This window comes from Pseudomonas sp. (assembly GCF_017744435.1).
Taxonomy (GTDB): domain Bacteria; phylum Pseudomonadota; class Gammaproteobacteria; order Pseudomonadales; family Pseudomonadaceae; genus Aquipseudomonas.
The window spans coordinates 3,040-27,316 of record NZ_JAGIBG010000031.1; the positions used below are offsets into that span (position 1 = coordinate 3,040).

Below are 24,277 nucleotides of genomic sequence, written 5' to 3' on the forward strand. Positions count from 1 at the left end.
GTACAGCTGGCCCACAAATTGCTGACTGACTGCTATCCAGGGCTATCAACGTCGACAGCCCCAACACCCACGACAAAGGCGCCGTGTTGCCCCGCTTGCCATGCAAGCCCGGGCAGCCGGCGCCTTTTTGCGTTCCTGAAAGGGGAGACCGCCCATGACCACCCGCGAAGTACGCAGCGTCTGCCCCTACTGTGGCGTTGGTTGCGGCATCGTCATGAGCATCAAGGACGGCAAGGTCAGCAAGACCAGCGGCGACAAGCAGCACCCGAGCAACTTCGGCCGCCTGTGCACCAAGGGCCTCACCGCGCATCTGCCCCTGACCGCCGCCGGGCGCATGGAGGACGCCTACCTGCGCCAGCAACGCAGTCAGCAGCCGGCGCGCAGCAACCTGGACCAGGCCATTGCCCAGGCCGGCGAGCGCCTGCGCGGCATCATCGACCAGCACGGTGCGGACGCCGTGGCGCTGTATGTGTCCGGGCAGATGTCGCTGGAAGCCCAGTACCTGGCCAACAAGCTGGCCAAGGGTTTTATCCGCACCCGGCATATCGAGTCCAACTCGCGGCTGTGCATGGCCAGTGCCGGCAGTGGCTACAAGCTGTCGCTCGGCGCCGACGGCCCGCCCGGCAGCTACCAGGATTTCGACCGCGCCGAGGTGTTCCTGGTGATCGGCGCGAACATGGCCGACTGCCACCCGATCCTGTTCCTGCGCCTGCTCGACCGGGTCAAAGCCGGCGCCAGACTGATCGTCGTCGACCCACGGCGCACCGCCACGGCCGACAAGGCCGACCTGTTCTTGCAGGTGCGCCCCGGCACTGACATGGCCCTGCTCAACGGCCTGCTGTATCTGCTGCACCACAACGGCCACACCGACCCATCCTTCATCGCCCGTCACACCGAAGGTTGGGACGAACTGCCGGCCTTCCTCGACGATTACACCCCGGAGCGCGTGGCCGCCATTACCGGTTTGAGTGAAGCCGACATCCGCCAGGCAGCGGAATGGATCGGCACTGCCGGGGAGTGGATGAGCTGCTGGACCATGGGCCTCAACCAGAGTGTCCACGGCACCTGGCACAGCAACGCCCTGTGCAACCTGCACCTGGCCACCGGCGCCATCTGCCGCCCCGGCAGCGGGCCGTTTTCCCTGACCGGTCAGCCCAATGCCATGGGTGGCCGCGAGATGGGCTACATGGGCCCGGGCCTGCCGGGCCAGCGTTCGGCGCTGGTGGCGGCTGACCGTACCTTCGTCGAGGAACAATGGCGCCTGCAACCGGGCAGCCTGCGCAGCGAAGGCGGTGAGGGCACGATCGCGCTGTTCGAGCAGATGAAGGCCGGGGAAGTGAAAGCCTGCTGGGTGATCTGTAGCAACCCGGTGGCCAGTGTGGCTAACCGTCAACAAGTGATCGATGGCCTGCGCCAGGCAGAGCTGGTGATCACCCAGGACGCCTTTCTCGACACCGAGACCAACCGCTACGCCGATATCCTCCTGCCCGCCGCACTGTGGGCAGAAGCCGAGGGCGTGATGATCAACAGCGAACGCAACCTGACGCTGATGCCACATGCGGTCCAGGCCCCGGGCCAAAGCCTGGCGGATTGGCAGATCATCGCCCGGGTCGCCTGCGCCATGGGCTACGCCGAGGCCTTCGATTACCCCGACGCCGAGGCGGTGTACGACGAGATCCGGCGCTTCTGGAACCCGGCAACCGGCTACGACCTGCGCGGCATCGGTTATGAACAATTGCGCCAAGGCCCACGGCAATGGCCCTGCGCGCCGGGTCGCGAAAATGACCGCAGTCCGCTGCGTTACCTGAACGACGGCAGCAGCCAACCCCTGTTGCGCGATGCCGAGGGCCATGCGCCTGCCCTGGCGTTCCCCACCGCCAGCGGCAAGGCGCGCTTCTTCGCCCGGCCCTGGCTATCGGCGCCCGAGCTGCCAGATGCCGACTACCCGCTGGTGCTCAACACCGGCCGCGTGCAGCACCAGTGGCACACCCTGACCAAGACCGGCAAGGTGCCGGCGTTGAACAAGCTGGAGCCTGGGCCCTTCGTTGAAATCCACCCTGATGATGCTGCCCGCCTGGGCATCGCCGACAAGGATCAGGTTGCCATTCGCTCACGTCGCGGCCAGGCCGTGTTGCCGGCGCGCATCAGCGACCGGGTCATGCCCGGCAACTGCTTTGCGCCATTCCACTGGAATGACCTGATCGGCGAGCAGTTGGCGATCAATGCCGTCACCTGCGATGCCGTCGACCCGCTGTCGCTGCAGCCGGCGTTCAAACATTGCGCGGTGGCGCTGGAACGGGTCGCCGGCGAGCGCATCGATGCCCTTGAACTGAACACTGCGATTCCGGAGCCTGCCCGCATGCCGACCGCGACCCTGTCCCGCCTGCTTGGCCTGGACACTCTGCCAGCTCCGGTGCTGGCCGATGACGAGCGTCACTACCTGCAGGGCTTCCTGCTTGGCCTCGACCAGGCGCGTGCCGAGGGCGTACCCAGCCTGCCGGCCAGCGCGCCGTTGGCTGCTTCGCGGCGGCTGTTCGTCGATGGTTTGCTGGCGGGGTTGTTTGCGCAGCCAGCCGTCGCCCCGGCCATTGCCGCGCCGCGCCACCAGGTGCTGTGGGCTTCGCAGACGGGCAATGGCGAGGCGCTTGCCGAGCGTTGTGCCGCGCACCTGCGCGGCGCGGGTCTGGAGGTACAGCTCAGCTGCATGGAGGCGGTCAGCCCCAGCCAGCTGCAAGGCGCCGCCAGTGTGGTGCTGATCACCAGCACCTTTGGCGACGGTGACGCGCCTGACAGCGCCACGGCGTTCTGGCAGGCGCTGCAAGGCGAGCAGGGCGCCTGCTGCGCGCAATTGCCATACGCCGTGCTGGCCTTGGGTGACTCCAGCTACGACCAGTTCTGTGGCTTTGGCCGCAAGCTCGACCAGCGCCTGGCCGAACTGGGAGGACGCCGCTTGCTGCAGCGGGTCGATTGCGAACCGGATTTCGATGAGGCCTTCACCGGTTGGCTCGAAGCCCTGCTGCCGGAGCTCGGCAGCGCAAGCTCACCAGCACCGCTCAGTGAACCTGCGCCAGTCGCGAGCTACAGCAGGCAGCAACCGTGGTCGGCCCCGCTGCTGGATAATCACCTGCTCAACGGCCCGGGCGCCAGCAAGGAAACCCGCCAGCTGGTATTCGACCTGTCGGGCAGCGGCTTCACCTATGCTGCTGGCGATGCCTTGGGCGTCTGGCCGCGCAACTGCCCGGCACTGGTCGAGGAGCTGCTGGCGCTGATGCGCCTCGATGGCCAGGTGTTGGTGGCGTTGAAGGGGCAGCCGGTGATGCCACTGGCCGAGGCCCTGGAAGCGCACTTGGAAATCGCCAAGGTCACCCCGCAGCAACTGCAGATGTTCAGCACGCATGCCGCCGACCTGCAGCGCCTGCTGCAACCCGAGTGCAAGGCCGAACTACAGGACTGGCTATGGGGGCGGCAGTTGGTCGACGTGCTGCGGGCGTTCCCTCAGCAGTTGCCGCTGGCCACCTGGCTCGAGCTGCTCAAGCCGCTGCAGCCGCGCCTGTATTCGATCAGTTCCAGCCCGCTGGCTCATCCCGATCAGGTTCATCTAACCGTTTCCACCGTGCGCTACGGCGTGCGCAAGGGCGTGTGCTCCACCTTCCTCGCCGATCGGGCGCAGGCGCTGAAGGTGTCGATCTATCCGCAGGTCTCGAAGCACTTCCGCCTGCCTGAGGACGACACGGTGCCAGTGATCATGGTCGGGCCCGGCACCGGCATCGCGCCGTTCCGGGCCTTCCTCGAAGAACGTGAGGCACGGGGTGCCAAAGGCGGTAACTGGCTGTTCTTCGGCGAGCAGTATGCGGCCACGGATTTCTATTATCAGGACCAGCTCGAGGCCTGGCAGGCGAGCGGGCATCTGCGCCTGGACACGGCGTTCTCGCGGGACCAGGCCGAGAAGTTCTATGTGCAGCAGCGCATGCTCGAACAGGGCGCGCAGTTGTGGCAGTGGTTGGAGGCGGGGGCGTACTTCTATGTGTGCGGTGATGCGCAGCGCATGGCCAAGGATGTGGATGCGGCGTTGCGTGAGGTCATAGCCGTGCACGGGGGTGTGGATGCCGATGCTTATGTCGAAGCGTTGAGCAAGGCCAAGCGGTATCGGCGGGATGTGTATTGATGTGCTCCAGGATGGTGAGTAGTGCACTTGAAATGTGCATTGGTTGTGCCGGCTTCTTCGCGGGCAAGCCCGCTCCCACAGGTACTGTGCAGTGCTTGAGGGCAGTGGAGGCCCTTGTGGGAGCGGGTTTACCCGCGAAGAGGGCCTTACAGGAAACAGGATTGGCACAGTCCCTGCTTTATCCCTGATACAACAAAGCCCACTGATCAACGGCGATCAACCTGGGCCACCCACCGTGATGAATACAGGCAAAGGCGCCTGGAGCTTCGGCTCCAGGCGCTTTTTTTTGATCGAGGATCGGCTTATGAAGGCAACAGCGAGCGGGCAACGAGAGCGACTGGTCATCGTCGGCAACGGCATGGTCGGCCACCATTGTGTGGAGCAACTGGTCGAACGCGGCGCCCTCGAGCGCTTCGAGCTGCATGTGTTCGGTGAGGAGCGCCAACGTGCCTACGACCGCGTACACCTGTCGGAGTATTTTGCCGGCAGCTGTGCCGAGACCCTGGCCCTGTGTGGGCAGGATTACTACGGCAACAGCGGCGTGCACCTGCACCTGGGCGAAGCGGTGCTGGAAATCGACCGTGAACGCTGCGAGGTGGTGACTGCCGAAGGCCGCTACGGCTATGACCATTTGGTCCTGGCCACGGGTTCCTACCCGTTCGTGCCGCCGATCGAAGGCTCCAGCGGCAACGCTCGCCTGGTCTACCGCACCCTCGACGACCTCGATGCCATTCGCGCCGCTGCCGGCCAGGCGCGCCGTGGCGTGGTGGTCGGTGGCGGCCTGCTCGGCCTGGAAGCCGCCAACGCTTTGAAGTCCCTCGGCCTGGAAGCGCACGTGGTGGAGTTCGCCCCACGGCTGATGCCGGTGCAGCTGGACGGTGAGGGCGGCGCCGCGCTCAAGGCACAGATCGAAGCGTTGGGTGTGGGCGTGCACCTGTCGCGCGCCACCCAGTCGATCAGCGCAGGTGTTGCCTACCGCTACCGCATGAATTTCGACGGCGGCGAACACCTGGAAACCGACCTGATCGTGTTCTCTGCCGGTATCCGCCCACAGGATGCCCTCGGTCGAGCCTGCGGCCTGGAGATCGCTGCGCGGGGTGGCGTGGTGATCGACAACCACTGCCGCAGCAGCGACCCACGCATCTTCGCCATCGGCGAATGCGCCTCGTGGAATGGCAGCGTGTTCGGCCTGGTCGCCCCGGGCTACAGCATGGCGCGCAATCTGGCTGCGCTGCTGACGGGCGAAGCTGCCAACGCATTCACCGGTGCCGACATGTCGACCAAGCTCAAGCTGCTGGGCGTGGATGTCGGCTCCATCGGCGATGCCCACGGGGCCACGCCGGGTTCGCGCAGCTACCGCTTCATCGACGAGGCCAGCAGCGCCTACCGCCGGCTGGTGGTGGATGCCAGCGGCAAGCACGTGCTTGGCGCCGTGCTGGTGGGCGACAACAGCTACTACGACACCTTGCTGCAGTACGCCCAGAACGGCATTACCCTGCCGGCCGACCCGGCAGCGCTGATCCTGCCGCAGAGTGGCGGTGCGCCTGCGCTCGGTGCCGACGCGCTGCCTGACAGCGCGACCATCTGTTCATGCCACAACGTCAGCAAGGGGGCAGTGTGTGCGGCCATCGACAGCGGTTGCGGCGACCTGGCCGCGGTCAAGAGCTGCACCAAGGCCGGCACCGGCTGTGGCGGTTGCGCGGCGCTGCTCAAGCAGGTGTTCGAGCACGAACTCACCGCCCGTGGCGTGACCGTCGACAAAAGCCTGTGCGAACACTTTGCCTATACCCGTCAGGAGCTCTACGGGCTGGTACGGGTCGAGGGCATTCGCACCTTCAACGAATTGCTCGAACGCCACGGCAAGGGCTATGTCGGCTGCGACATCTGCAAGCCAGCGGTGGGCTCGATCCTCGCCTCGTGCTGGAACCAGCCGATCATGGACCCGGCGCTGGTGCCGCTGCAGGACACCAACGACACCTTCATGGCCAACATGCAGAAGAACGGCACCTACTCGGTGGTGCCGCGCATCCCGGGTGGCGAGATCACCCCTGACAAGCTGATCGTGATCGGCCAGGTGGCGAAAAAGTACGACCTCTACACCAAGATCACCGGCGGCCAGCGCATCGACCTGTTCGGCGCCCAGCTGCACGAGCTGCCGCTGATCTGGGGCGAGCTGATCGCAGCCGGCTTCGAGACCGGCCACGCCTACGGCAAGTCGACGCGCACGGTGAAGTCGTGCGTGGGCAGCACCTGGTGCCGCTACGGCGTGCAGGACAGCGTCGCCATGGCCCTGCGCCTGGAAGACCGCTACAAGGGCCTGCGCAGCCCGCACAAGCTCAAGTTCGCCGTCTCCGGCTGCACCCGCGAGTGCGCCGAGGCGCAGAGCAAGGACATCGGCGTGATCGCCACCGACAAGGGCTGGAACCTGTATATCTGCGGCAACGGCGGCATGCGCCCGCGCCACGCCGAACTGTTCGCCACTGACCTGGACGACGAAACCCTGGTGCGCCTGATCGACCGCGTGCTGATGTTCTACATCCGCACCGCCGACAAGCTGCAGCGCACCTCGGTCTGGCGTGAAAGCCTGGAAGGCGGCCTGGACTACCTCAAGCAGGTGATCCTCGACGACAGCCTGGGCCTGGCGGCCGAGCTGGAGGCGCAGATGCAGCATGTGGTCGACCAGTATGAATGCGAATGGGCCAATGCCCTCAACGACCCCGAGAAGCTCAAGCGCTTCCGCACCTTCGTCAACGACAAGCGCGCCGACCCGGACGTGCACTTCGTGCGCGAGCGCGAACAACGCCGGCCGGCTGCACCGCTGCACCTGATTCCAACCGTCGAGGAGGCTGTCTGATGAACCATTCCAATGCTGCTGTGAAAGCCCAAGAGGCCTGGCGGGCGGTGTGCCAGGCCGATGATCTGGTGGCCGACTCTGGCGTGGTGGTGTGGCTTGAGGGCGCGCAGGTGGCATTGTTCTACCTGCCCGAACTGGAGCAGAGCCTGTACGCGGTGGACAACCGTGATCCGCGGTCGGGGGCCAATATCATCGGGCGTGGGCTGGTGGGTAGCCTGCAGGGGGAACTGGTGGTGGCGGCGCCGTTGTACAAGCAGCACTTCAGCCTGCAGAGCGGGGCATGCCTGGAAGATGCCGGGCAGCGGCTGCGGGTGTGGCCGGTTCGGTTGAATGGCTCGGCGGTGGAGCTGGCGGTGGCCTGATAGATCGCAGGGGGGCGCTATGCGCCCCTTTCGCGACACGAGGCCGCTCCTGCCCCGGGCAGTTGTGCCGCTTGCAGCGCGACCCGGATACGCCGCAGGTAGCGATGCGGTAAGCTTGCCGGCATGAACCTCGACACCCGTATCAAGTACCGCCACTTGCTGTGCTTTCTGGAGATTGCCCGGCAGGGCAGCCTGGCCAGGGCGGCGGACATTCTGGCGATCAGCCAGCCGGCGATTTCCAAGACCCTCAAGGAACTCGAAGACCTGCTCGAGGCGCGCCTGTTCGAGCGCAGCCGCCAGGGCGTCGAGCTGACCCCGGCTGGCACGCGCTTCATGCGCTACGCCGGGCCTAGCGTGCAGGCGCTGCGTGATGGGGTCAGCAGCCTGCGTGGCGAAGCGCGGGCACCGTCGCAGGTGCGCATTGGCGTGCTGTCGACGGTCGAGGGGCTGCTGATGCCCGAGGTGTTATGCCGCCTGCATCAGCGCCACGAGGCGCTGGTGATCAGCGTGGTCACCGGGGTCAGTGCGCAGTTGCTCGGGCAACTGCGCTTGGGTGAGCTGGAACTGGTGGTTGGGCGCATGACCGACAGCCCACAGATCCAGGGGTTGTCGTTCGAGCACCTGTACAGCGAGTCCATGGCGCTGGTGGTGCGCCCTGGCCATCCCTTGCTTTCCAGTGCACTGGTGGAGCGGCAGCGGGTCGGCCAGTATCCGTTGGTGCTGCCACCGCCGGGTACCACCATCCGCCAGCATGCTGACAGCCTGTTCGTGCAGTGCGGCATCCAGATGCCGGCGCAGCGGCTGGAGACCTTGTCGTTGGCATTGAGCCGTCGTTACCTGCTGGGTAGCGATGCGCTGTGGGTGGCGCCGCGTGACGCAGTGCTGCTGGATCTGCGCCGGGGTGAGCTGGCCGAACTGGATCTCGGTGTGCGTGAGCCGGGCGGTTCGGTGGGCATCTGCCGGAATGCGGCATTGCCACTGAGCCTGCCGGGGCAGTGGGTGTGCGAGGTGCTGCGCGAGCTCGCTGAGCAGTACCGGGAAGGCACCTATCCCTGATCAGAACTGCCAGAAATAAAAAGCCACAAAAACCAGGAAAACCCGGCACAAAGGGTCAATACTGGCCAATGGCTGTAAAGCTTCCATGAAGAAGCCTTTACCTACTGAACTTCCTTACGAAAACCCGCTCTTATGCCGGTAGCCATTGGTGATGGCCGCCTGATAAGCTCGCGGCTTTACCCTGATTGCCCTTATGGCGCATGAACAAGGAAATAGCATGAAACAGCATCGTCTGGCGGCTGCGGTTGCCCTGGTAGGCCTGGTACTGGCTGGCTGTGATCAACAAGCCAGCAGCCCCGAGCTGAAGACTCCGGCACAGAAAGCCTCCTACGGTATCGGCCTGAACATGGGCAAGAGCCTGGCTCAGGAAGGCATGGAAGACCTTGATTCGAAAGCGGTCGCCCTCGGCATCGAAGACGCTGTCGGCAAGAAGGAGCAACGCATCAAGGACGAAGAGCTGGTAGAGGCCTTCACCGCGCTGCAGAAGCGCGCCGAAGAGCGCCTGGCCAAGGCCAGCGAAGAAGCCGCCAGCGCCGGCAAGAAATTCCTCGAAGAAAACGCCAAGAAGCCTGGCGTGGTCACCACCGCCTCGGGCCTGCAGTACGAGGTCGTGAAGAAGGCCGACGGTCCGCAGCCGAAGCCGACCGACGTGGTCACCGTTCACTACGAAGGCAAGCTGATCGATGGCAAGGTGTTCGACAGCTCGGTCGAGCGCGGCAGCCCGATCGACCTGCCAGTCAGCGGTGTGATCCCAGGCTGGGTCGAAGGCCTGCAGCTGATGCACGTTGGCGAGAAGTACAAGCTGTTCATCCCGGCTGAACTGGCCTACGGCGCACAGAGCCCGAGCCCGCTGATCCCGGCCAACTCGGTCCTGGTGTTCGACCTGGAACTGATCGCCATCAAGGACCCGGCCCAGCTGCAGGGTGGCGAAGCGCCGGAAGCTGAAGCCCCGGCCGAAGCACCCGCCAAGTAATATCGGCTGGTACCTGCACAACGCCCCGTCCTGACGGGGCGTTGTCGTTTGTGGGGGATCGTTGGGCGAACCTCGTGCGGCTGGCATTGTCCGACCTAGGGCAGTGTGAAGAAGCCGCAAGCGTCCTGACGCAAATCGTTTGCGGATCTGAAACGACTGTGTAAAAAACGCCCGATCTGACCGGGGCCCTTGCCTTGTGGGCGCCTGCCGTCACAAACTTCGCCCTGTTCACAAGGTTATCCACAATAAATGTGGATAACCTTTCCCTGCTGGAGGCTCCATGAGCGCACCCTGGAATTTCGCCCGTTTCCTGCCCCTGGCCGAGCGCCTGCTCAGCCGTGGCCGGTTGCCGGCCTTGCTGTTCGCAGTGGCCCGCAAAGGCCCGCGCATCGGCCAGTTGCGCGACGATGTCAAGCTGCTGCAGTCGCTGTGCCTGGCCTGGTGGCGCGGCGAGTACCGTGCCGTCAGCCCCAAGGCACTGGTGACCATCGTCGCCGGCTTGCTGTACTTCGTCAGCCCCATCGACGCCATCCCCGACTGGATCCTGGGCGTCGGTTTTCTCGATGACATCGCCGTGCTCGGCTGGGTATTGAAGACCGTGGCCGATGAGTTGGCACGCTTCAAAGCCTGGCGCGACAGCCAGGCGCCTGAGCGCCTGCGGGTGGTCGAACGCCTGCCCGATACCCCCGAAGCGCTGCGCCTGGAGCGCAATACGCACTGAAATTGAGCAAGTCCCCACAGACTCCCGCGCTTGGTAATATAATTGGCATAAGCGTTATGCCTACGGATTACATGCGGTAATCCTTACGTAAGGGGGTTGTAATGGGTATTCAGGTCATTAGCCGGGACGGTCAGCCCGAGTACGCCGTCGTGCCCTGGGAGCAGTATCAGGCGCTGCTCAAGGCAGCCGGGCAGGCACCCGCCGAGGTGGCTGCCGAATCAGCGCAACAGAGCGCCCCGGCAGCCAGCCTGCCCGCGTTCAGTGAAGTGGCACAGCTGCGCCAGGCCAAAGGTATCGCCCCTGAGCAGTTGGCGCGTAATGTCGGGGTCAGCCCGGCTTACCTGGCCATGATCGAGTCGGGCGAGCGCCAGCCGGATGCTGCGATCCGCCGTGCCCTGGCCTGGCACCTGGGGGTGGCCGGCTGGAGCGAACCATCATGAGTCAGGTCAGGATCAGCCGACAGCATTGGCAAAACCTGCTGGACGAGCTTGACCTGGCCCGCCGTCAACGCCACCTGCTCACCTACCGTGCGCTGATCGAGCGCCTGCAGTTGCCCAGCCCGGCCATGCAGACCCTCACCGCTGCGCTGGAGTACCTGGCGGTGCTCGATGCCCGTGCCGAGCAGCCGCTGCGCAGTTCGCTGGTCATCAGCCAGGGGGCCAGCCGTTTGCCGCGCACCGGCTTTTTCGAATGCGTGGAGCGCCTGGGGCGCTTCTCCGGGCCGGTGGATGGCATGGAGGCTGCTTCCTGGCATGCCTCCGAAGTAGTTCGGGTGTTTGAGTACAGCTATCCCGAGCACGCCTGAGGGTTATGCATTGCCTGTACTGGCCTCTTCGCGGGCACGCCCGCTCCCACAGGCTCATCACAGCTTCGAAATCCATGGTGTTCCTGTGGGAGCGGGCGTGCCCGCGAAGAGGCCAGTACAGGCAGTGCATCTCGATGGATCACGCCGCAGGGGTTGCCATCGGCATCCAGTACATCCAGTTCCTTCAGGGCACCATTGCGGCCAAACAGTTCCATGACCTGGCCAAGCGTGGCATTCAGCCCTACCGTCGGTTGCTCGACCAGAGCCACGGGCAACACCTGCGCCAGTAGCTGCTGACTCTCCCGCACCCCCAATTCCTGCGGCCGCCCCAGCAGGTACCCCTGCACCAGGTCCACACCCATCTCGGTCAATACCGCCAGCTCTTCCGGCAGTTCGATCCCTTCGGCTATCACCTGCGCCTTCGACGCCCGGGCAATCTGCAGGATGGAGCCGACGAACTCGCGCTTGAGCGGATCGCGGTGGATGCCATCGATGAAGTGGCGGTCGATCTTCACGTACTCGGGACGCAGCTCCGACCACAGGCGCAGGCTCGAATAGCCCGCGCCGAGGTCGTCCAGGGCGATGGAAAAGCCCATGTCGCGGTAGTGGTGCAAGGCATTGGACAGCAGCTGGAAATCGTCGGTAGGGGTCTGCTCGGTGAGTTCGATCACCACCCGGCTGGGTGCCAGCCCCACGTGCTCGAGCAGCTTGAGGGTACGCCCGGAAGGGTAGTGCGGTTCCAGCAACGATTCGGGCGAGATGTTGAGGAACAGCTTGCCGTCCAGCCCCTGCTCGCTGAAGCGTCGGCAGGCACTTTCCCGGCACGCGGCCTCCAGCTCGGTCAGCTGACCGGCCTGGCGGGCAATGGCGAACAGGTTCAATGGCGAATGCAGCGGGCTGTTGGACGGGCCACGGCTCAAGGCTTCATGGCCGAAGACACGCCGCTCGCTGAGGCTGACGATCGGTTGGAACAGGCTGTGAATGCTGCGCTGAGCCAGAATTGCGCTCAAGGCAGTGAGCTGTTCGGCGACGGTCATGACGGTATCCTGAAAATGAAAGGGCCGGGCATTTGCATGCCCGGCCCCTCTATTTCACGACAGTGCGATGACTGTTTGATGACGGGTCACATTAATCTGCCATCATCGGTCGGATTACTTCTTGGCCATCTTGGCGCTTTCGCTCAGGTAGTCGATGAGGATGCGACCGGTCTCGGCCAGGTAGGCGTCGTCTTCCGGCTTGGTCTTGTCATCTTCGTCCGGCAGGGCGTCCTCGTCGACTTTCTTCAGTTCCTTGAGCGGCTCCTCGCCCTTGGCCTTGCGACGGATGTTCTCCATGGCCAGCTGCTTGGCTTCGACGTCATCGTGGCGGGCACGGCGCTCCTGCTCGTTGAGGCTGACGGTTTTCTCGTCCATCAGCTTCTGGGTCAGGGCCAGGCGATCACGGATGTAGGTGAACTCGGCATCCTTGGCGCTGCGTGCGTCATGCTTGGCCTTGAGGTCGGCCAGGAACGGCTTGAACGGGTCGACTGCCGGCTTCACCACCGGGCGGATGGTGTCCCACGGCATGGCCTCAGGCAGGGCGCTTTCGCCGATTTCCTTGGTGTCGATGATCGACGGGTAGTCGATGTCCGGGAGCACGCCCTGGTGCTGGGTGCTCTGCCCGGAAACCCGGTAGAACTTGGCCAGGGTCAGCTTCAGCTCGCCATGGTTGAGGGGCTGGATGGTCTGCACGGTGCCTTTGCCGAAGGTCTGGCCACCGATGATCAACGCACGGTGATAGTCCTGCATGGCGCCCGCGAAAATCTCCGAAGCCGAGGCCGACAGGCGGTTGACCAGCAGCGCCATCGGGCCTTTGTAGAAGGCGCCCGGGTTTTCGTCCTCGAGCACATCGACGCGGCCGTCGCTGTTGCGAACCAGCACGGTCGGGCCTTTCTCGATGAACAGGCTGGTCAGCTCGGTGGCTTCCTGCAGGGAGCCGCCGCCGTTGTTGCGCAGGTCGATGACCACGCCGTCGACTTTTTCCTTCTGCAACTCGGTGAGCAGTTTCTTCACGTCGCGCGTGGTGCTCTTGTACTCAGGGTCACCGGCACGGTAGGCCTTGAAGTCCAGGTAGAAGGCCGGGATTTCGATGATGCCGAGCTTGTAGTCACGCCCGTCCTGCTTGAGCTTGAGCACCGACTTCTTCGCCGCCTGCTCTTCGAGCTTCACGGCTTCGCGGGTGATCGAGACGATCTTGCTGGTCTGGTCGCTGGGTGCGTTGCTGGCCGGGATGACTTCCAGGCGCACCACCGAGCCTTTCGGGCCACGGATTAGCTTGACCACTTCGTCCAGGCGCCAGCCGACCACGTCGACCATTTCCTTGTTGCCCTGGGCGACGCCGATGATCTTGTCCGCCGGTGCCACCTGCTTGGTCTTGGCCGCCGGGCCTGCCGGCACCAGGCGCACGATCTTGACCTGGTCGTTGTCGCTCTGCAGCACCGCGCCGATGCCTTCGAGCGACAGGCTCATGTTGATGTCGAAGTTCTCGGCGTTGTCCGGCGACAGGTAGTTGGTGTGCGGGTCGTAGGACTGGGCGAAGGTATTGATGTAAGCCTGGAAGATGTCCTCGGCACGGGTCTGGTCCAGGCGCGCCAGCTGGTTCTTGTAGCGCTTGGTCAGGGTTTCCTGGATCTGCTTCGGCTCTTTGCCAGCGATCTTCTGGCGCAGCACCTCGTCCTTGACGCGCTTGCGCCACAGGTCGTCGAGCGCGGCCTGGTCCTTCTCCCACGGGGCATCCTTGCGGTCGATCAGCAAGGTTTCGTGGGTGGTGAAGTCCATCTTGTCGACGCCCTTGGCCAGTTCGCCCAGGGCGAAGTCCAGGCGCTGCTTGACGCGGTCGAGGTAGCGCTTGTAGATGGTGAAGCCGGGGTCGAGGTTGCCGCTCTTGAGGAAGTCGTCGAACTGCGTCTTCCACTTGTCGAATTCGGCGATGTCGGCAGCGGTGAAGTAGCTGCGGGCCGGGTCGAGCAGCTTGATGTAGCTGTCGTAGATGATCACCGAGCGGGCGTCATCGAGCGGTGGCTTGCTGTAATGGTGACGCTTGAGCAGCTCCACCACGTTGAGGCTGGCGACGATTTCGTCGCGGTCCGGCTGCAGGCTGTCCCACTTGTTGGCGGCCGCCGCATTGCCGCCGAGCGTGAGGCTACCCAGGCCAACCATGAGGGCGAGGGCGGTGCTTGGGAGGAAATGCTTCATGCTGATTCGACGTGGAGGCAATTGATCACGCATAGTAGGCCGTCTTTTCCGTTCGCCGGTTCCATCGGAGCCGGACAAATACTGCAAAAAGCCTGGGGAGCGGGCTCCTCAGGCTCAGTCTGTGATTCAACTATGGAGGCACTGTGAAGGCATTGCAAGGCGTTGACGGACATGTGGCCTGGGTCGAGGCCGAACGCCCGGCCTGTGACGCGGGCCAAGTGCGCATTCGCGTGGCCGCTGCGGGGCTGAACCGCGCCGATCTGCTGCAGATGAAGGGCCTGTATCCACCGCCGCCAGGCGCCAGCCCGTACATGGGCCTGGAGTGCGCCGGGGTGATCGAGGAAGTCGGTGCCGGCGCTGATTGGCGCGTGGGTGACCGCGTCTGCGCGCTGCTGGCCAGCGGTGCCATGGCCGAGGAAGTGGTGGTCGATGCCCGCCATGTATTGCCCGTGCCAGAAGGCTTGAGCCTGCACGAAGCGGCGGCGCTGCCGGAAGTGTATGCCACGGCGTGGCTGAACATCTTCCAGCTGGGTAATGTGAAGGCTGGTGAAAAGGTGCTGGTCCATGCTGGCGCCAGTGGTGTGGGCTCGGCGGCGATCCAGCTGTGCAAGGCGTTTGGCAGCCCGGTTTGGGTCAGTGTCGGTTCCCAGGACCGCCTGGACTACTGTGAGGCGCTGGGCGCTGCGGGGGGCGTGGTGCGTAACCAGAACCTCGACGCGCTGGAAGGCTTCGGGCCGTTCGATGTGATTCTGGACCCGGTGGGAGCCAGCTACGGCGAGCTCAACCTGAAGCTGCTGGCCCGTGACGGGCGTTGGGTGATCATCGGCCTGATGGGCGGGCGCAAGTTCGAGCTGGACCTGGCCCAGGTACTGGGCAAACGCCTGGAGATTACCGGCTCGACCCTGCGCAACCGCGATGACGGCTTCAAGGCCGAGCTGCTGCGCGAACTGCAGCAGCAGGTGTGGCCGCTGTTTGCCGAAGGGCGCCTGTCGCCGCAATTGGTCGATACCTACCCGGTGGAGTTTGCCCAGGCGGCGTATGCCGAGCTTGAGAGCAACCAGGTGTCCGGCAAGCTGGTGATGGTCATCGACCCGAGCCTGGCTTAAGCAGGCCAGGCCTCTTCGCGGGTGAACCCGCTCCCACAGGGATCGCACAGTTTTCGAACCTGTGGTGATCCCTGTGGGAGCGGGCTTGCCCGCGAAGAGGCCGGTGCAGCCTACACAAACCTTCAGGTCCAGCTCAGGATCGGCCAGCCATTGATCTGGGCATGCTCGCGCAACACCGCATCCGGGTTCACCACATGCGGATGATCCACCTTCAACAACAGCGGCAGGTCATTGCGCGAATCGGAATAGAAACTCGCGCCTTCCAGATTCTCCTGTTCCTGATCCAGCCATTCCAGCAAACGGGTGATCTTGCCCTCGCGGTAGGTCAGCACCCCATGGGTCTTGCCGGTATACACCCCGTTCACCGCTTCCAGCTCGATCGCCAGGTACTCATCCACCCCCAGCCGGGCTGCAATCGGCCCGACCAGGTGCGTGCCTGAGGCAGAAATGATCAGGATCCGGTCACCGCGCTGGCGATGCTCGGCAATGCAGCGGCAGGCGTCGCCGTAGATGATCGGCTCGATCACCTCCTCGACCCACGGTTCCACCAGATGCTCGACTTCCTCCAGCGTGCGCCCGGCAATCGGCTCCAGGCTGAAGGCCATGTAATCCTCCATCTGCAGGTGGCCCTTGCCGTAAGCTTCCATCAGTTCATGGTCGCGGCGCAGGAACTCCTTGCCATCGACCCAGCCCAGCCGGGCCATCTGTTCACTCCACAGCGACGCGCAGTCGCCGTGGATCAGGGTTTCGTCCAGATCGAAAATTGCCAGTGCCATCTTGTTGATTCTCCTTAGGCCACTTCGCGCAGCGCCGTGGGGTCGATCGACAGGGAAACCCGCTGGCCGTCGGCATGCAGGTCCTCGGGCGAACGGTTGAGCACGTCGACCACCAACTCCACCTCGCGCACTTTTACGCGGTAGCGGATGACGTTGCCGAGCAGGCTGTGACTGCGTACCTCGGCGTCCAGTTCACCGTTGACGCCCAGGGTGATCGACTCCGGGCGGATTGCCAGGCGGCCGGCCACCGGGCGTTGCAGCAGGCGGCTGGCGCTGTCGGCGTCGAGCAGGTTGTAGTTGCCGATGAAGCCGGCGGCGAACAGGTCCACCGGTGCGGTGTAGAGGGTTTCGGCATCGCCGCTCTGGACGATGCGCCCCTGGTTCATCAGGAAGATGCGGTCGGACATCGTCAGCGCCTCCTCCTGGTCATGGGTGACGAAAATGGTGGTCAGCCCCAGCTCGCGCTGGATCGCGCGGATCTGCTCACGCAGGTGCTTGCGAATGCGCGCATCCAGCGCCGACAGCGGCTCGTCGAGCAGCAGCAGGCGGGGGCGGGTGACCAGCGAACGGGCCAGGGCCACGCGCTGGCACTGGCCGCCGGACAGCTGATGCGGGTAGCGCCCGGCGAAGTTGCCCAGCTCCACCAGGTCCAATGCCTCACGCACACGCTGCTGGCTTTCTTCGGCCTTGACCTTCTGCATGCGCAGGCCGAAGGCAACGTTCTGCTCCACGGTCATGTTGGGGAACAGCGCATAGCTCTGGAACACCATGCCGATGCCGCGCTTTTGCGGGCTTACCGGCACGATGTCGTGGCCGTCGAGGAGAATCTTGCCACCGTCCACCGGGGTCAGGCCGGCGATGCAGCGCAGCAGGGTGGACTTGCCGCAGCCGGAGGGGCCGAGCAGGGTGACGAACTCGCCGCGTTCGATCTGGCAGTCGATGTGCTCGAACACCGGGCTGCCGGCGTAGCTTTTTTGCAGGTTCTGTACGCTGACGAAGCTCATGTCAGGTTTTGTCCTTGTTCAGGCGGTTGGCGACCCAGGTCAGCACCAGCACGAAGGCGAAATACGAGATCACCAGCGCGCTGTTGAAGTGGCCACTGCTGTTGCGCATGTTGTTCAGGTAAACCTGCAGGGTCTCGTAGCGGGTGCCGACCAGCAGGTTGGCGAACACGAACTCACCGAACAGGAACGAGAACGACAGCAGCAACGCCACCATCAGGCCCTTGCGCAGGTTCGGCAATACCACCAGCAGGGCGGCCTGCCAGGTGCTGGCGCCGAGCAGTTGGGCAGCGTCCATCAGGTCGCGCAGGTTGATCGCCTGCAGGTTGTTGGTGATCGCCCGGTACATGAACGGCAAGGCGATGGTGAAGTAGCAGCCGATCAGGATCCACGGCGTGCCGACCATCGCCATCGGGCCGCTGCCATAGAGCTGCAGCAGGCCCACCGACGACACCACCGGCGGTACCGCGAACGGCAGCAGGATGAGGATGTTCATCAGGGCGTCGAGTTTCGGGAAGTGGTAGTGCACCACGAACAGCAGCGGCAGGATCAGCACCACCGACAGCAGCAGTGCGCCCACGCACACCAGCAGCGACTGGCCGAACGCGGCCAGAAAGCGCGGCTCGCTCCACAGCGCGACGTACCACTTGAGCGTCAGGCCGCTGGGCAGCAGGCTTGCCGACCAGCTGGTGGCCAGCGAGTAGAGCAGAGTGCCGGCCAGCGGAAGCAGCAGGATCAGGAAGAGCAGGTACACCACCAGCCGATGGTAGAGCCCGGCGGAGGTTTTTTCAGCGCGCATGGTAGCTCCTCTTGAGCAGCCATTGATGAACCATCGTGACCAGTGTCATCAGCCCCACCAGCACCATCGCCAGGGCGCTGGCCAGGTTCGGGTCGAGGCTGATGTCGCCGGCCACCAGGCCGGCGATGCGGATCGGCAGCACGTTGAAGTTGCCGGTGGTCAGGGCATACACGGTGGCGTAGGCGCCGAGGGCGTTGGCCAGCAGGATGACGAAGGTGCCGAGCAGCGCCGGGGTCAGCACCGGCAGGCCGATGTGCCGCCAGAACTGCCAGTGGCTGGCGCCGAGCAGCGCGGCCGACTCGCGCCAGTCTTCGCGCAGGGCGTCGAAGGCGGGGTAGAGCAGCAGCACGCCGAGCGGGATCTGGAAGTAGGTGTACACCAGGATCAGGCCGCTCTTGGAGTAGATGCTGAAGTCCTCCAGCAGGCCGATCTGTTTCAGCAGCAGGGTCAGCGCACCGTTGAAGCCGAGCAGGATGATGAAGGCGAAGGCCAGCGGCACCCCGGCAAAGTTGCTGGTCATGTTGGCGAAGGCGCTGACGAAGTCGCGCAGCTTCGAGTCGACCTGGCGTAGCGAATAGGCGCCAAGGGTGGCGATGACGATGCCGAACAGGCTCGACCAGAAGCTGATCTCCAGGCTGCGTTGCAGCGCCTGCAGGTAGAACTTCGAGGCGAACACCTTGCTGAAGTTTTCCACGCCCCAGCCGGCTTCCGATTGCAGGCTGTTGATCGCCACCCAGGCCAGCGGGGCGATCTGGAAAATCACGAAGAACACGGCGAACGGTAGCAGGCAGAGCAACGCCAGGTAGCGGCCACGGTTGCCGGCCTTCACTTGAGTAGCTCCCGGCACACGGTCTTGTCATGCGCGGCGCCGAGCAGCTCGCAGATGGTCCCGCACAGTTCGGTCTGCAGCGGTTTGGCGGCCGGGTCGAGGCTGAAGGCGTCGCCGAACACGAACAGCGGCACTTCACGTTCCTCGGCCAGCAGGCCGTTGTGCGAGCGGTCGTTGTTCATGCCGTGGTCGGCGGTGACCAGTACCTGGTAACCCTCTTCGAGCCAGCCTGGCAGGTAGTCGGACAGCAGGATGTCGGCGCTGCGCGCGGCATTGCGGTACTGGCTGCTGTCCAGGCCATGGCGGTGACCGATATCGTCGATGCTCATCGGGTGCACCAGGAGGAAATTCGGCGCATGGCGGCGACGCAGGTACTCGCCGTCGGCCAGCAAGTGCGAGTCGGGATAGCGGTCGTCCCAGTAGAACAGGCCGTGCTGGATCGGCAGCTTCGGCGCGTGCGTGTGGCGGTCGCGCTGTGGGTCGAAGGGCGAGCGGTTGTACAGCTCGCTCATCCAGTGATAGGCCGCCGCCGCAGTGCCCAGGTTGGCTTCGCGGGCGTAGTGGAACACGCTGCGCTGGTTGGACAGGCGGTTGACGTTGTTGTGCACGATGCCGCTGTCGATCGGTGCCACGCCGGTGAGGATGCACTCGTACAGCGGCCGTGACAGCGACGGCAGTTCGCATTCCATGCGGTACAGCGCGGCGCGGTCGGCCTCGACATAGGCATGGAGGTGGCCCATGGCGTGGTGGGCGACCTGGTAGTTGAGGCCGTCGAGCAGGACCAGGATGACGTTGTGTTGCATGATTGCTCCAGTCTTGAACCGCATTGGCTTCTTCGCGGGCAAGCCCGCTCCCACAAGGGCTGCGCGAACCGTGAGGTGTGCGCCGTACCTGTGGGAGCGGGCGTGCCCGCGAAAGGGCCGGATCAGGCACTACAAAAGCTAGCCCCTTACTCCATCTCGATGATCACTTGCTCCTGCCACTTCTGCGGCAGTGCCTTGGAGGTGGCTTCCCAGGCCGCGGCATCCTTGATCGGCTGCGCTGCCTTGTACTGCTCGTTCGGCAGCAGCTTGGCCTGCACATCCTCCGGCAGCTTCAGGTGCTCGGCACGGATCGGCCGCGCATGCCCCTTGGCCAGGTTGATCTGCCCGGCGTCGCTGAAAATGTACTCACGCGCAAACTTCGCCGCGTTCGGGTGCTTGGCGTACTTGTTGATGATGGTGGTATAGCCGGAGATCACCGTACCGTCCGACGGGATCAGCACTTCGAAGCGCTTGGGGTCGATCTGCTCGCGGTAGCTCAGGCCGTTGAAGTCCCACACCACACCGACCTCGACCTCGCCTTTCTCGATGGTCTGGATGGTCGGGTTGGCCAGCGACAGGCGCTTCTGCTGGGCCAGCTTGGTGAACAGCTGCATGCCAGGCTCGATGTTCTTCTCGTCACCTTTGTAGGCGATGGCCGCAGCCAGCACGCCGTTGGCAGCCTGGGCGGCGGTACTGACGTCACCGATGGCGACCTTGTACTTGCCTTTTTCCAGGTCGTGCCAGCTGGTCGGGCGATCGCCTTCCTTGACCAGGTCCTTGTTGATGATGAAGGCGATGGTGCCGGTATAGGCCAGCGCCCAGTGGCCGTCCTTGTCCTTGGCCCATTCAGGTACCTGGTCCCAGGTGCTTGGCTTGTACGGCTGGGTCACGCCCTTGCTGGCGGCGATCGGGCCGAAGGCGGCACCGACGTCGCCGATGTCGGCGCTGGCGTTGTCCTTCTCGGCTTCGAACTTGGCGATTTCCTGGGCCGAGCTCATGTCGGTGTCGCTGTGCTTGAGGCCGTACTTGCTGGCCAGGTCTTCCCAGGTGCCTTTCCAGTTGGCCCAGGCATCGGGCATGCCTACGCTGTTGACGGTGCCTTCCTTGCGGGCGGCGTCTTCCAGGGCCTTGAGGTCGGGGCCGGCGGCCATCGCCGAGGTGCACAGGGTAATGGCCGAGCCGAGCAGTGACGCCATGAACAACTTTTTCATCCGAAGCTCCTTGGGTGGGTGCCTTTAGCGATCGTTGTTATGAGTGAAGCTGTTTTTGCTGACCGTTGGTCTAGGTCAGCAAAGCTTGAGCCAAGGTAGGCCGCTTGCGTGACAGTTTGATGTAAGGCAGAACCTGCGCAGGCCTTGAAGCTACAGCGTAGACCACGCAAGAGCCCAGGTTTTGCTGGCTTGGCGCGTTTCTGGCAGTGCTTGGCCAAGGCCTTTGTCACAGGATGTTCATCAGCCCTGCCTAGGCTTGCTCTATTCTCCAAAGGCCCCGTCTTGGGGCTGGACTAGTCCAGATAGGTAACCTTTTGATGCAGTCGACGCCACCGCGCGCGGTAACAGCCATCTGCCATGCCCTGCAGGAGCAGATCGAGCACGGCTTGCTGGCGCCGGGCGGCAAATTGCCGGCCGAACGCAAGCTCAGCGAAGTGTTCGCCACCACGCGCATCACCTTGCGCGAAGCGTTGGTGCAGCTGGAAGCCCAAGGGCTGATCTACCGCGAAGAACGGCGCGGCTGGTTTGTCGCACCGCAGCGCCTGACCTACGACCTGATCGAGCGTAGCCACTTTCATGCGATGGTGCGGGACCAGGGGCGGGAGGCCAGCACCGAGCTGCTTTCGGCGCGCCTGCAGCCGGCCTCGGCGGCCATTTGCGCACGGCTGCAACTGCCGGCGCTATCCAGCGTGGTGCGGATCTGCCGATTGCGGCGCATCGATGGGCGGGCGGTGCTGTATGCCGAGCACTACCTGAACCCGAAGTATTTTCCTGGCATCCTCGACCAGGACCTGGCGCAGTCGCTGACCGAGATCTACGGGCGGGTGTATGGCATCCAGTACGGGCAGGTGTGCTTCGAGATTCTGCCGACTGCCTTGCCAGTCGACGCGGCGGGCGCGCTGAAGGTATCGGCCGGCAGCCCGGGCCTGCATATCACCCGGGTCAACAGCGACCAGCATGGGCATCTGATCGACTGTGACCTGGAATATTGGCGGCACGATGCCATCCGCATCCGCGCCCAGGCGGGCTGAGGTGTTGGATTCTTCGCGGGCTTGCCCGCTCCCACAGGTAACGCGCAGGTTTCAATACCCGTGATCACCCTGTGGGAGCGGGCGAGCCCGCGAAAGGGCCTTAGCTGGAAGAACCGGATTGCGCCATTTGGCCACCTCCGGCAGTCACCACCTGCACCGACAGGCGCGGCGTGGCCAGGTCCAGCCCGGCTTCATCAAGCTGGCGCTTCAAGGCCAGGTTGAACGCCCGCGACACTTCCCACTGCTTGATGGGTGCGGTCTTGAACCGTGCCCGCAGGATCGCCGAGCCTGACTCGAAACTCTCCACCCCCTGCAGCTCCAGCGGTGACCAGATGTTGCGGCGCATCAGCGGGTCATTGCGCAGCTTTTGCCCCACTTCGCGGATCAGCGTGATCGCCTGGTCGATGTTCATGCTGTGCGGGATGGCCACGCGGAAGATCGCGTAGCCAAACTCGCGTGAGTAGTTCTTGATGCTCTTGATCTCGCTGAACGGGATGGTGTGCACGATGCCGTCGATGTCACGCAGGCGCACGGTACGAATGGTCAGGCCTTCGACCGTGCCCAGGTGGCCACCGACATCGACGTAGTCGTCGATTGCCAGCGAGTCTTCGATGATGATGAACAAGCCGGTGATCAGGTCGGCCACCAGCGACTGTGCGCCAAAACCGATGGCCAGGCCGATCACACCGGCACCGGCCAGCAGCGGCGTGACGTTCATGCCCATGTTGGCCAGGGCGACGATCACCGCAATGATGAAGATCACCACGAACAGCACATTGCGGATCAGCGGCATCATGGTCTGCGCGCGGGCGTTGGCCAGGCCCCGGCGCGACCGCACCAGGGCATGGTGCACCGCCGTGTCGGCGAGAATCCACACCAGCCAGGCGACGATCAGCGTGCCGGCAAGGCCCAGCAGGCGCACGCTCACGTCATGGCCGTCGCCCTGGGCGAAGCCGATCATCGACAGGCCCCACACGCGTAACCCCAGCTCGATGAACACCAGCCAGATGAACAGGTGTACCAGCAGGTAGCCGAAGTTGCGCAGGCGCTCGGCGTACACCGCCTGGCGCTTGTTGGCGCGTTTGGGGTTGGCGGCATGGCGGCGCACCAGGCCGTTGAGCACCATGCACACCACCACCAGCACGGTGCACATCAGCGATTGGCGCAGGGCGGTGCTGGTGTCGCCGGCGGAAATGAAGGTGGCGAACAGCGAGACCGCCACCAGGATCAGCGCCGGCACGAACCAGAAGCTGCCAAGGATCTCGATGGTATCGCTGAGGGTGCGCCGGGTCAGGCGCCGGGCCAGCGGCTGGTTGCGGATCAGGTGGGCGATCGGCCGGCGGAAACGCAGGATGAACAGGCCGGACGACAGCGCCGCGATGACGTTGGCCAGTGTCGCCAGGGCATGGGCCAGGTGGGTACCCAGGGCGACCAGCATGCGCGGGTCGCTCATGGCCTCGCCAAAGGCGGCGAAGCTGCCGATCAGCCACAGCGGGCGGAAGGCCTGGTGGCGCAGGATGTGCAGGGCGCGGTGGCGATGGGGGCCGTCGAGCAGCGAGAAGGCGATCACGCAGATGGCCGAGAAGCAGGTACCGACCACCAGTGCATAGGCCAGCACCATGGCCAGCGATTTGCCCAGCGACGGGGGCAGGGCGAAGCTCAGGTACACGGTGAAGATCAGTGCAACCAGCCACGGCCCCAGCTTGCGCAGGGCAAAGCGCACCAGGTCCCAGGTACGGGGGTGTTGCGGCAGTTCCTCGGTCAGGCCGAAACGCACCCGCACGCGGTGACCGACCCAGTTGAAGGCATAGGCCAGCAGGCTCCACACCGCAATGACCGCAGCAAAGCCGAACAGGATGGCCGGCCACTGATGCACCGGCACGATCAGCTCGGTGAGCTCGGCCTGGGCCTGTTCGATTTCCTGCGACCAGCGGTAGAACGGGCTGGAGTCACCGCTGAATTGCTTTTCGAGGTCGTTGAGGGCACCGCCGATAAGGCCCAGGACCCCCTGTTCGACGGTGGGTTGCGATTGCTTGGTGGCGTCGCGCAGCTTCTTCAGGTCGGCCAGTAGCTTGGCGCGTTGCTGGTCGTTTTCGAGGTTCTTGATCACCTCGTCCAGCGATTTGCCCAGTGGTTCGGTGGCTTCGGGCTGGGCGGGGGTGCTGGAGCCCAGCAGGCTGGGCAAGCCCGCCGCCTGGAGCGGGGACATGAAGAGGAACAGCAGCAGGGCTAGGCAACGCAGGAAGGCTGGCACCGGGAAATCTACCTCAGGTCAAACGATTGACCGAGTGTAGAGGTTTATGTCGGCAGTTTCTCCAGGATCGTCCAGCAGGTGAGGCCAAAGATGCCCAGCGTGCCGATCCACATCATCAGCACGCCGATATTGCGCTCGCGCATACTGAAACCGATGGTCAGCAACATCAGGAACAGGAATACCGGCACGAACAGTGAGAGGAAGGGAGACATGGACAGCGGTCCTTCTGCTTGGGGGCCATACAACAAGCATAGCGGGTTAGGCAGAAGGGGGATTGATCCTGGGCAGTTGTTTGCAG

Annotated in this window: 20 protein-coding genes; 10 read left to right on the forward strand and 10 right to left on the reverse strand. The window is 64.3% G+C overall.

The genetic code is table 11. The features are described 5' to 3' along the window. Positions 1-154 precede the first annotated feature (154 nt). The 8 genes from J7573_RS19255 to J7573_RS19290 all read left to right on the forward strand — a co-directional run bounded on the left by J7573_RS19255 (position 155) and on the right by J7573_RS19290 (position 10,936). Positions 155-4,165, forward strand: coding sequence for a bifunctional nitrate reductase/sulfite reductase flavoprotein subunit alpha (locus J7573_RS19255; RefSeq protein ID WP_294338862.1), 4,011 nt, complete (start codon positions 155-157; stop codon positions 4,163-4,165). 304 nt (positions 4,166-4,469) lie between these two features. Next, positions 4,470-7,019: a nitrite reductase large subunit NirB gene (gene nirB / locus J7573_RS19260; protein ID WP_294338864.1), complete on the forward strand. Its 2,550-nt coding sequence runs from the start codon at positions 4,470-4,472 to the stop codon at positions 7,017-7,019. Beyond that, positions 7,019-7,381, forward strand: a complete 363-nt coding sequence (nirD, locus tag J7573_RS19265) for a nitrite reductase small subunit NirD (protein WP_294338865.1) — start codon at positions 7,019-7,021, stop codon at positions 7,379-7,381. The genes nirB and nirD overlap by 1 nt, the downstream gene beginning before the upstream one ends. A gap of 123 nt (positions 7,382-7,504) precedes the next feature. After that, positions 7,505-8,437 carry a pca operon transcription factor PcaQ gene (gene pcaQ / locus J7573_RS19270; protein ID WP_294338867.1) on the forward strand — a complete coding sequence of 311 codons (933 nt, stop codon included), beginning with the start codon at positions 7,505-7,507 and terminating at the stop codon, positions 8,435-8,437. Between the two features lie 217 nt (positions 8,438-8,654). After that, entirely contained in the window at positions 8,655-9,410 is a 756-nt protein-coding gene (locus J7573_RS19275) for an FKBP-type peptidyl-prolyl cis-trans isomerase (protein ID WP_027918134.1), read from the forward strand. Between the two features lie 280 nt (positions 9,411-9,690). Continuing rightward, positions 9,691-10,131: a YkvA family protein gene (locus J7573_RS19280; protein WP_294338869.1), complete on the forward strand. Its 441-nt coding sequence runs from the start codon at positions 9,691-9,693 to the stop codon at positions 10,129-10,131. 101 nt (positions 10,132-10,232) lie between these two features. Beyond that, positions 10,233-10,571, forward strand: coding sequence for a helix-turn-helix transcriptional regulator (locus J7573_RS19285; RefSeq protein WP_294338870.1), 339 nt, complete (start codon positions 10,233-10,235; stop codon positions 10,569-10,571). After that, positions 10,568-10,936: a hypothetical protein gene (locus J7573_RS19290; RefSeq protein ID WP_060509068.1), complete on the forward strand. Its 369-nt coding sequence runs from the start codon at positions 10,568-10,570 to the stop codon at positions 10,934-10,936. The genes J7573_RS19285 and J7573_RS19290 overlap by 4 nt, the downstream gene beginning before the upstream one ends. Here J7573_RS19290 and J7573_RS19295 read toward each other — a convergent pair. Both J7573_RS19295 and J7573_RS19300 read right to left on the reverse strand, forming a co-directional pair. Further along, positions 10,918-11,973 carry an EAL domain-containing protein gene (locus J7573_RS19295; protein ID WP_294338875.1) on the reverse strand — a complete coding sequence of 352 codons (1,056 nt, stop codon included), beginning with the start codon at positions 11,971-11,973 and terminating at the stop codon, positions 10,918-10,920. The genes J7573_RS19290 and J7573_RS19295 overlap by 19 nt on opposite strands. Positions 11,974-12,087: 114 nt before the next feature. Continuing rightward, complete coding sequence (locus J7573_RS19300) at positions 12,088-14,169, reverse strand: carboxy terminal-processing peptidase (RefSeq protein ID WP_294338878.1); 2,082 nt, start codon at positions 14,167-14,169, stop codon at positions 12,088-12,090. A gap of 143 nt (positions 14,170-14,312) precedes the next feature. Here J7573_RS19300 and J7573_RS19305 point away from each other — a divergent pair, with 143 nt between their 5' ends. Then, positions 14,313-15,275, forward strand: coding sequence for an NAD(P)H-quinone oxidoreductase (locus tag J7573_RS19305; RefSeq protein WP_294338881.1), 963 nt, complete (start codon positions 14,313-14,315; stop codon positions 15,273-15,275). 122 nt (positions 15,276-15,397) lie between these two features. Here the strand turns inward: J7573_RS19305 and J7573_RS19310 are convergent, their stop codons facing one another. The 6 genes from J7573_RS19310 to J7573_RS19335 form a co-directional block, all read right to left on the reverse strand. Next, on the reverse strand, positions 15,398-16,051 hold the full coding sequence (locus tag J7573_RS19310; protein WP_294338882.1) for an HAD family hydrolase: 654 nt from the start codon (positions 16,049-16,051) through the stop codon (positions 15,398-15,400). 14 nt (positions 16,052-16,065) lie between these two features. After that, on the reverse strand, positions 16,066-17,055 hold the full coding sequence (locus J7573_RS19315; RefSeq protein WP_294338885.1) for an ABC transporter ATP-binding protein: 990 nt from the start codon (positions 17,053-17,055) through the stop codon (positions 16,066-16,068). Between the two features lies 1 nt (position 17,056). After that, positions 17,057-17,851 (reverse strand): ABC transporter permease, encoded by a 795-nt coding sequence (locus J7573_RS19320; RefSeq protein WP_294338887.1) that lies wholly within the window; start codon positions 17,849-17,851, stop codon positions 17,057-17,059. Then, positions 17,841-18,680 (reverse strand): ABC transporter permease subunit, encoded by an 840-nt coding sequence (locus J7573_RS19325; protein WP_294338889.1) that lies wholly within the window; start codon positions 18,678-18,680, stop codon positions 17,841-17,843. Before J7573_RS19325 ends, J7573_RS19320 begins: the two co-directional genes overlap by 11 nt. Further along, the gene (locus J7573_RS19330; RefSeq protein ID WP_294338891.1) at positions 18,677-19,483 is read right to left on the reverse strand and encodes an alkaline phosphatase family protein; all 807 of its coding nucleotides are present in this window, start codon (positions 19,481-19,483) and stop codon (positions 18,677-18,679) included. Before J7573_RS19330 ends, J7573_RS19325 begins: the two co-directional genes overlap by 4 nt. Positions 19,484-19,629: 146 nt before the next feature. Then, on the reverse strand, positions 19,630-20,694 hold the full coding sequence (locus J7573_RS19335) for an ABC transporter substrate-binding protein (protein WP_294338894.1): 1,065 nt from the start codon (positions 20,692-20,694) through the stop codon (positions 19,630-19,632). Positions 20,695-21,011: 317 nt separating this feature from the next. Between J7573_RS19335 and J7573_RS19340 the strand changes: the two genes are divergently transcribed. After that, positions 21,012-21,725: a UTRA domain-containing protein gene (locus tag J7573_RS19340; protein WP_294338896.1), complete on the forward strand. Its 714-nt coding sequence runs from the start codon at positions 21,012-21,014 to the stop codon at positions 21,723-21,725. A 100-nt stretch (positions 21,726-21,825) separates the two neighbouring features. Here J7573_RS19340 and J7573_RS19345 read toward each other — a convergent pair whose 3' ends face one another. Both J7573_RS19345 and J7573_RS19350 read right to left on the reverse strand, forming a co-directional pair. Further along, on the reverse strand, positions 21,826-23,979 hold the full coding sequence (locus J7573_RS19345; protein ID WP_294338899.1) for a mechanosensitive ion channel family protein: 2,154 nt from the start codon (positions 23,977-23,979) through the stop codon (positions 21,826-21,828). Between the two features lie 44 nt (positions 23,980-24,023). Then, the gene (locus J7573_RS19350; protein WP_165837385.1) at positions 24,024-24,191 is read right to left on the reverse strand and encodes a hypothetical protein; all 168 of its coding nucleotides are present in this window, start codon (positions 24,189-24,191) and stop codon (positions 24,024-24,026) included. Positions 24,192-24,277: the final 86 nt, after the last annotated feature.

Bases quoted from the DNA above. Each gene is read 5' to 3' on its own strand.
- J7573_RS19255 (WP_294338862.1), top strand. From the start codon at position 155: ATGACCACCCGCGAAGTACGCAGCGTCTGCCCCTACTGTGGCGTTGGT.
- nirB (WP_294338864.1), top strand. From the start codon at position 4,470: ATGAAGGCAACAGCGAGCGGGCAACGAGAGCGACTGGTCATCGTCGGC.
- nirD (WP_294338865.1), top strand. From the start codon at position 7,019: ATGAACCATTCCAATGCTGCTGTGAAAGCCCAAGAGGCCTGGCGGGCG.
- pcaQ (WP_294338867.1), top strand. From the start codon at position 7,505: ATGAACCTCGACACCCGTATCAAGTACCGCCACTTGCTGTGCTTTCTG.
- J7573_RS19275 (WP_027918134.1), top strand. From the start codon at position 8,655: ATGAAACAGCATCGTCTGGCGGCTGCGGTTGCCCTGGTAGGCCTGGTA.
- J7573_RS19280 (WP_294338869.1), top strand. From the start codon at position 9,691: ATGAGCGCACCCTGGAATTTCGCCCGTTTCCTGCCCCTGGCCGAGCGC.
- J7573_RS19285 (WP_294338870.1), top strand. From the start codon at position 10,233: ATGGGTATTCAGGTCATTAGCCGGGACGGTCAGCCCGAGTACGCCGTC.
- J7573_RS19290 (WP_060509068.1), top strand. From the start codon at position 10,568: ATGAGTCAGGTCAGGATCAGCCGACAGCATTGGCAAAACCTGCTGGAC.
- J7573_RS19295 (WP_294338875.1), bottom strand. From the start codon at position 11,973: ATGACCGTCGCCGAACAGCTCACTGCCTTGAGCGCAATTCTGGCTCAG.
- J7573_RS19300 (WP_294338878.1), bottom strand. From the start codon at position 14,169: ATGAAGCATTTCCTCCCAAGCACCGCCCTCGCCCTCATGGTTGGCCTG.
- J7573_RS19310 (WP_294338882.1), bottom strand. From the start codon at position 16,051: ATGGCACTGGCAATTTTCGATCTGGACGAAACCCTGATCCACGGCGAC.
- J7573_RS19315 (WP_294338885.1), bottom strand. From the start codon at position 17,055: ATGAGCTTCGTCAGCGTACAGAACCTGCAAAAAAGCTACGCCGGCAGC.
- J7573_RS19320 (WP_294338887.1), bottom strand. From the start codon at position 17,851: ATGCGCGCTGAAAAAACCTCCGCCGGGCTCTACCATCGGCTGGTGGTG.
- J7573_RS19330 (WP_294338891.1), bottom strand. From the start codon at position 19,483: ATGCAACACAACGTCATCCTGGTCCTGCTCGACGGCCTCAACTACCAG.
- J7573_RS19335 (WP_294338894.1), bottom strand. From the start codon at position 20,694: ATGAAAAAGTTGTTCATGGCGTCACTGCTCGGCTCGGCCATTACCCTG.
- J7573_RS19340 (WP_294338896.1), top strand. From the start codon at position 21,012: ATGCAGTCGACGCCACCGCGCGCGGTAACAGCCATCTGCCATGCCCTG.
- J7573_RS19350 (WP_165837385.1), bottom strand. From the start codon at position 24,191: ATGTCTCCCTTCCTCTCACTGTTCGTGCCGGTATTCCTGTTCCTGATG.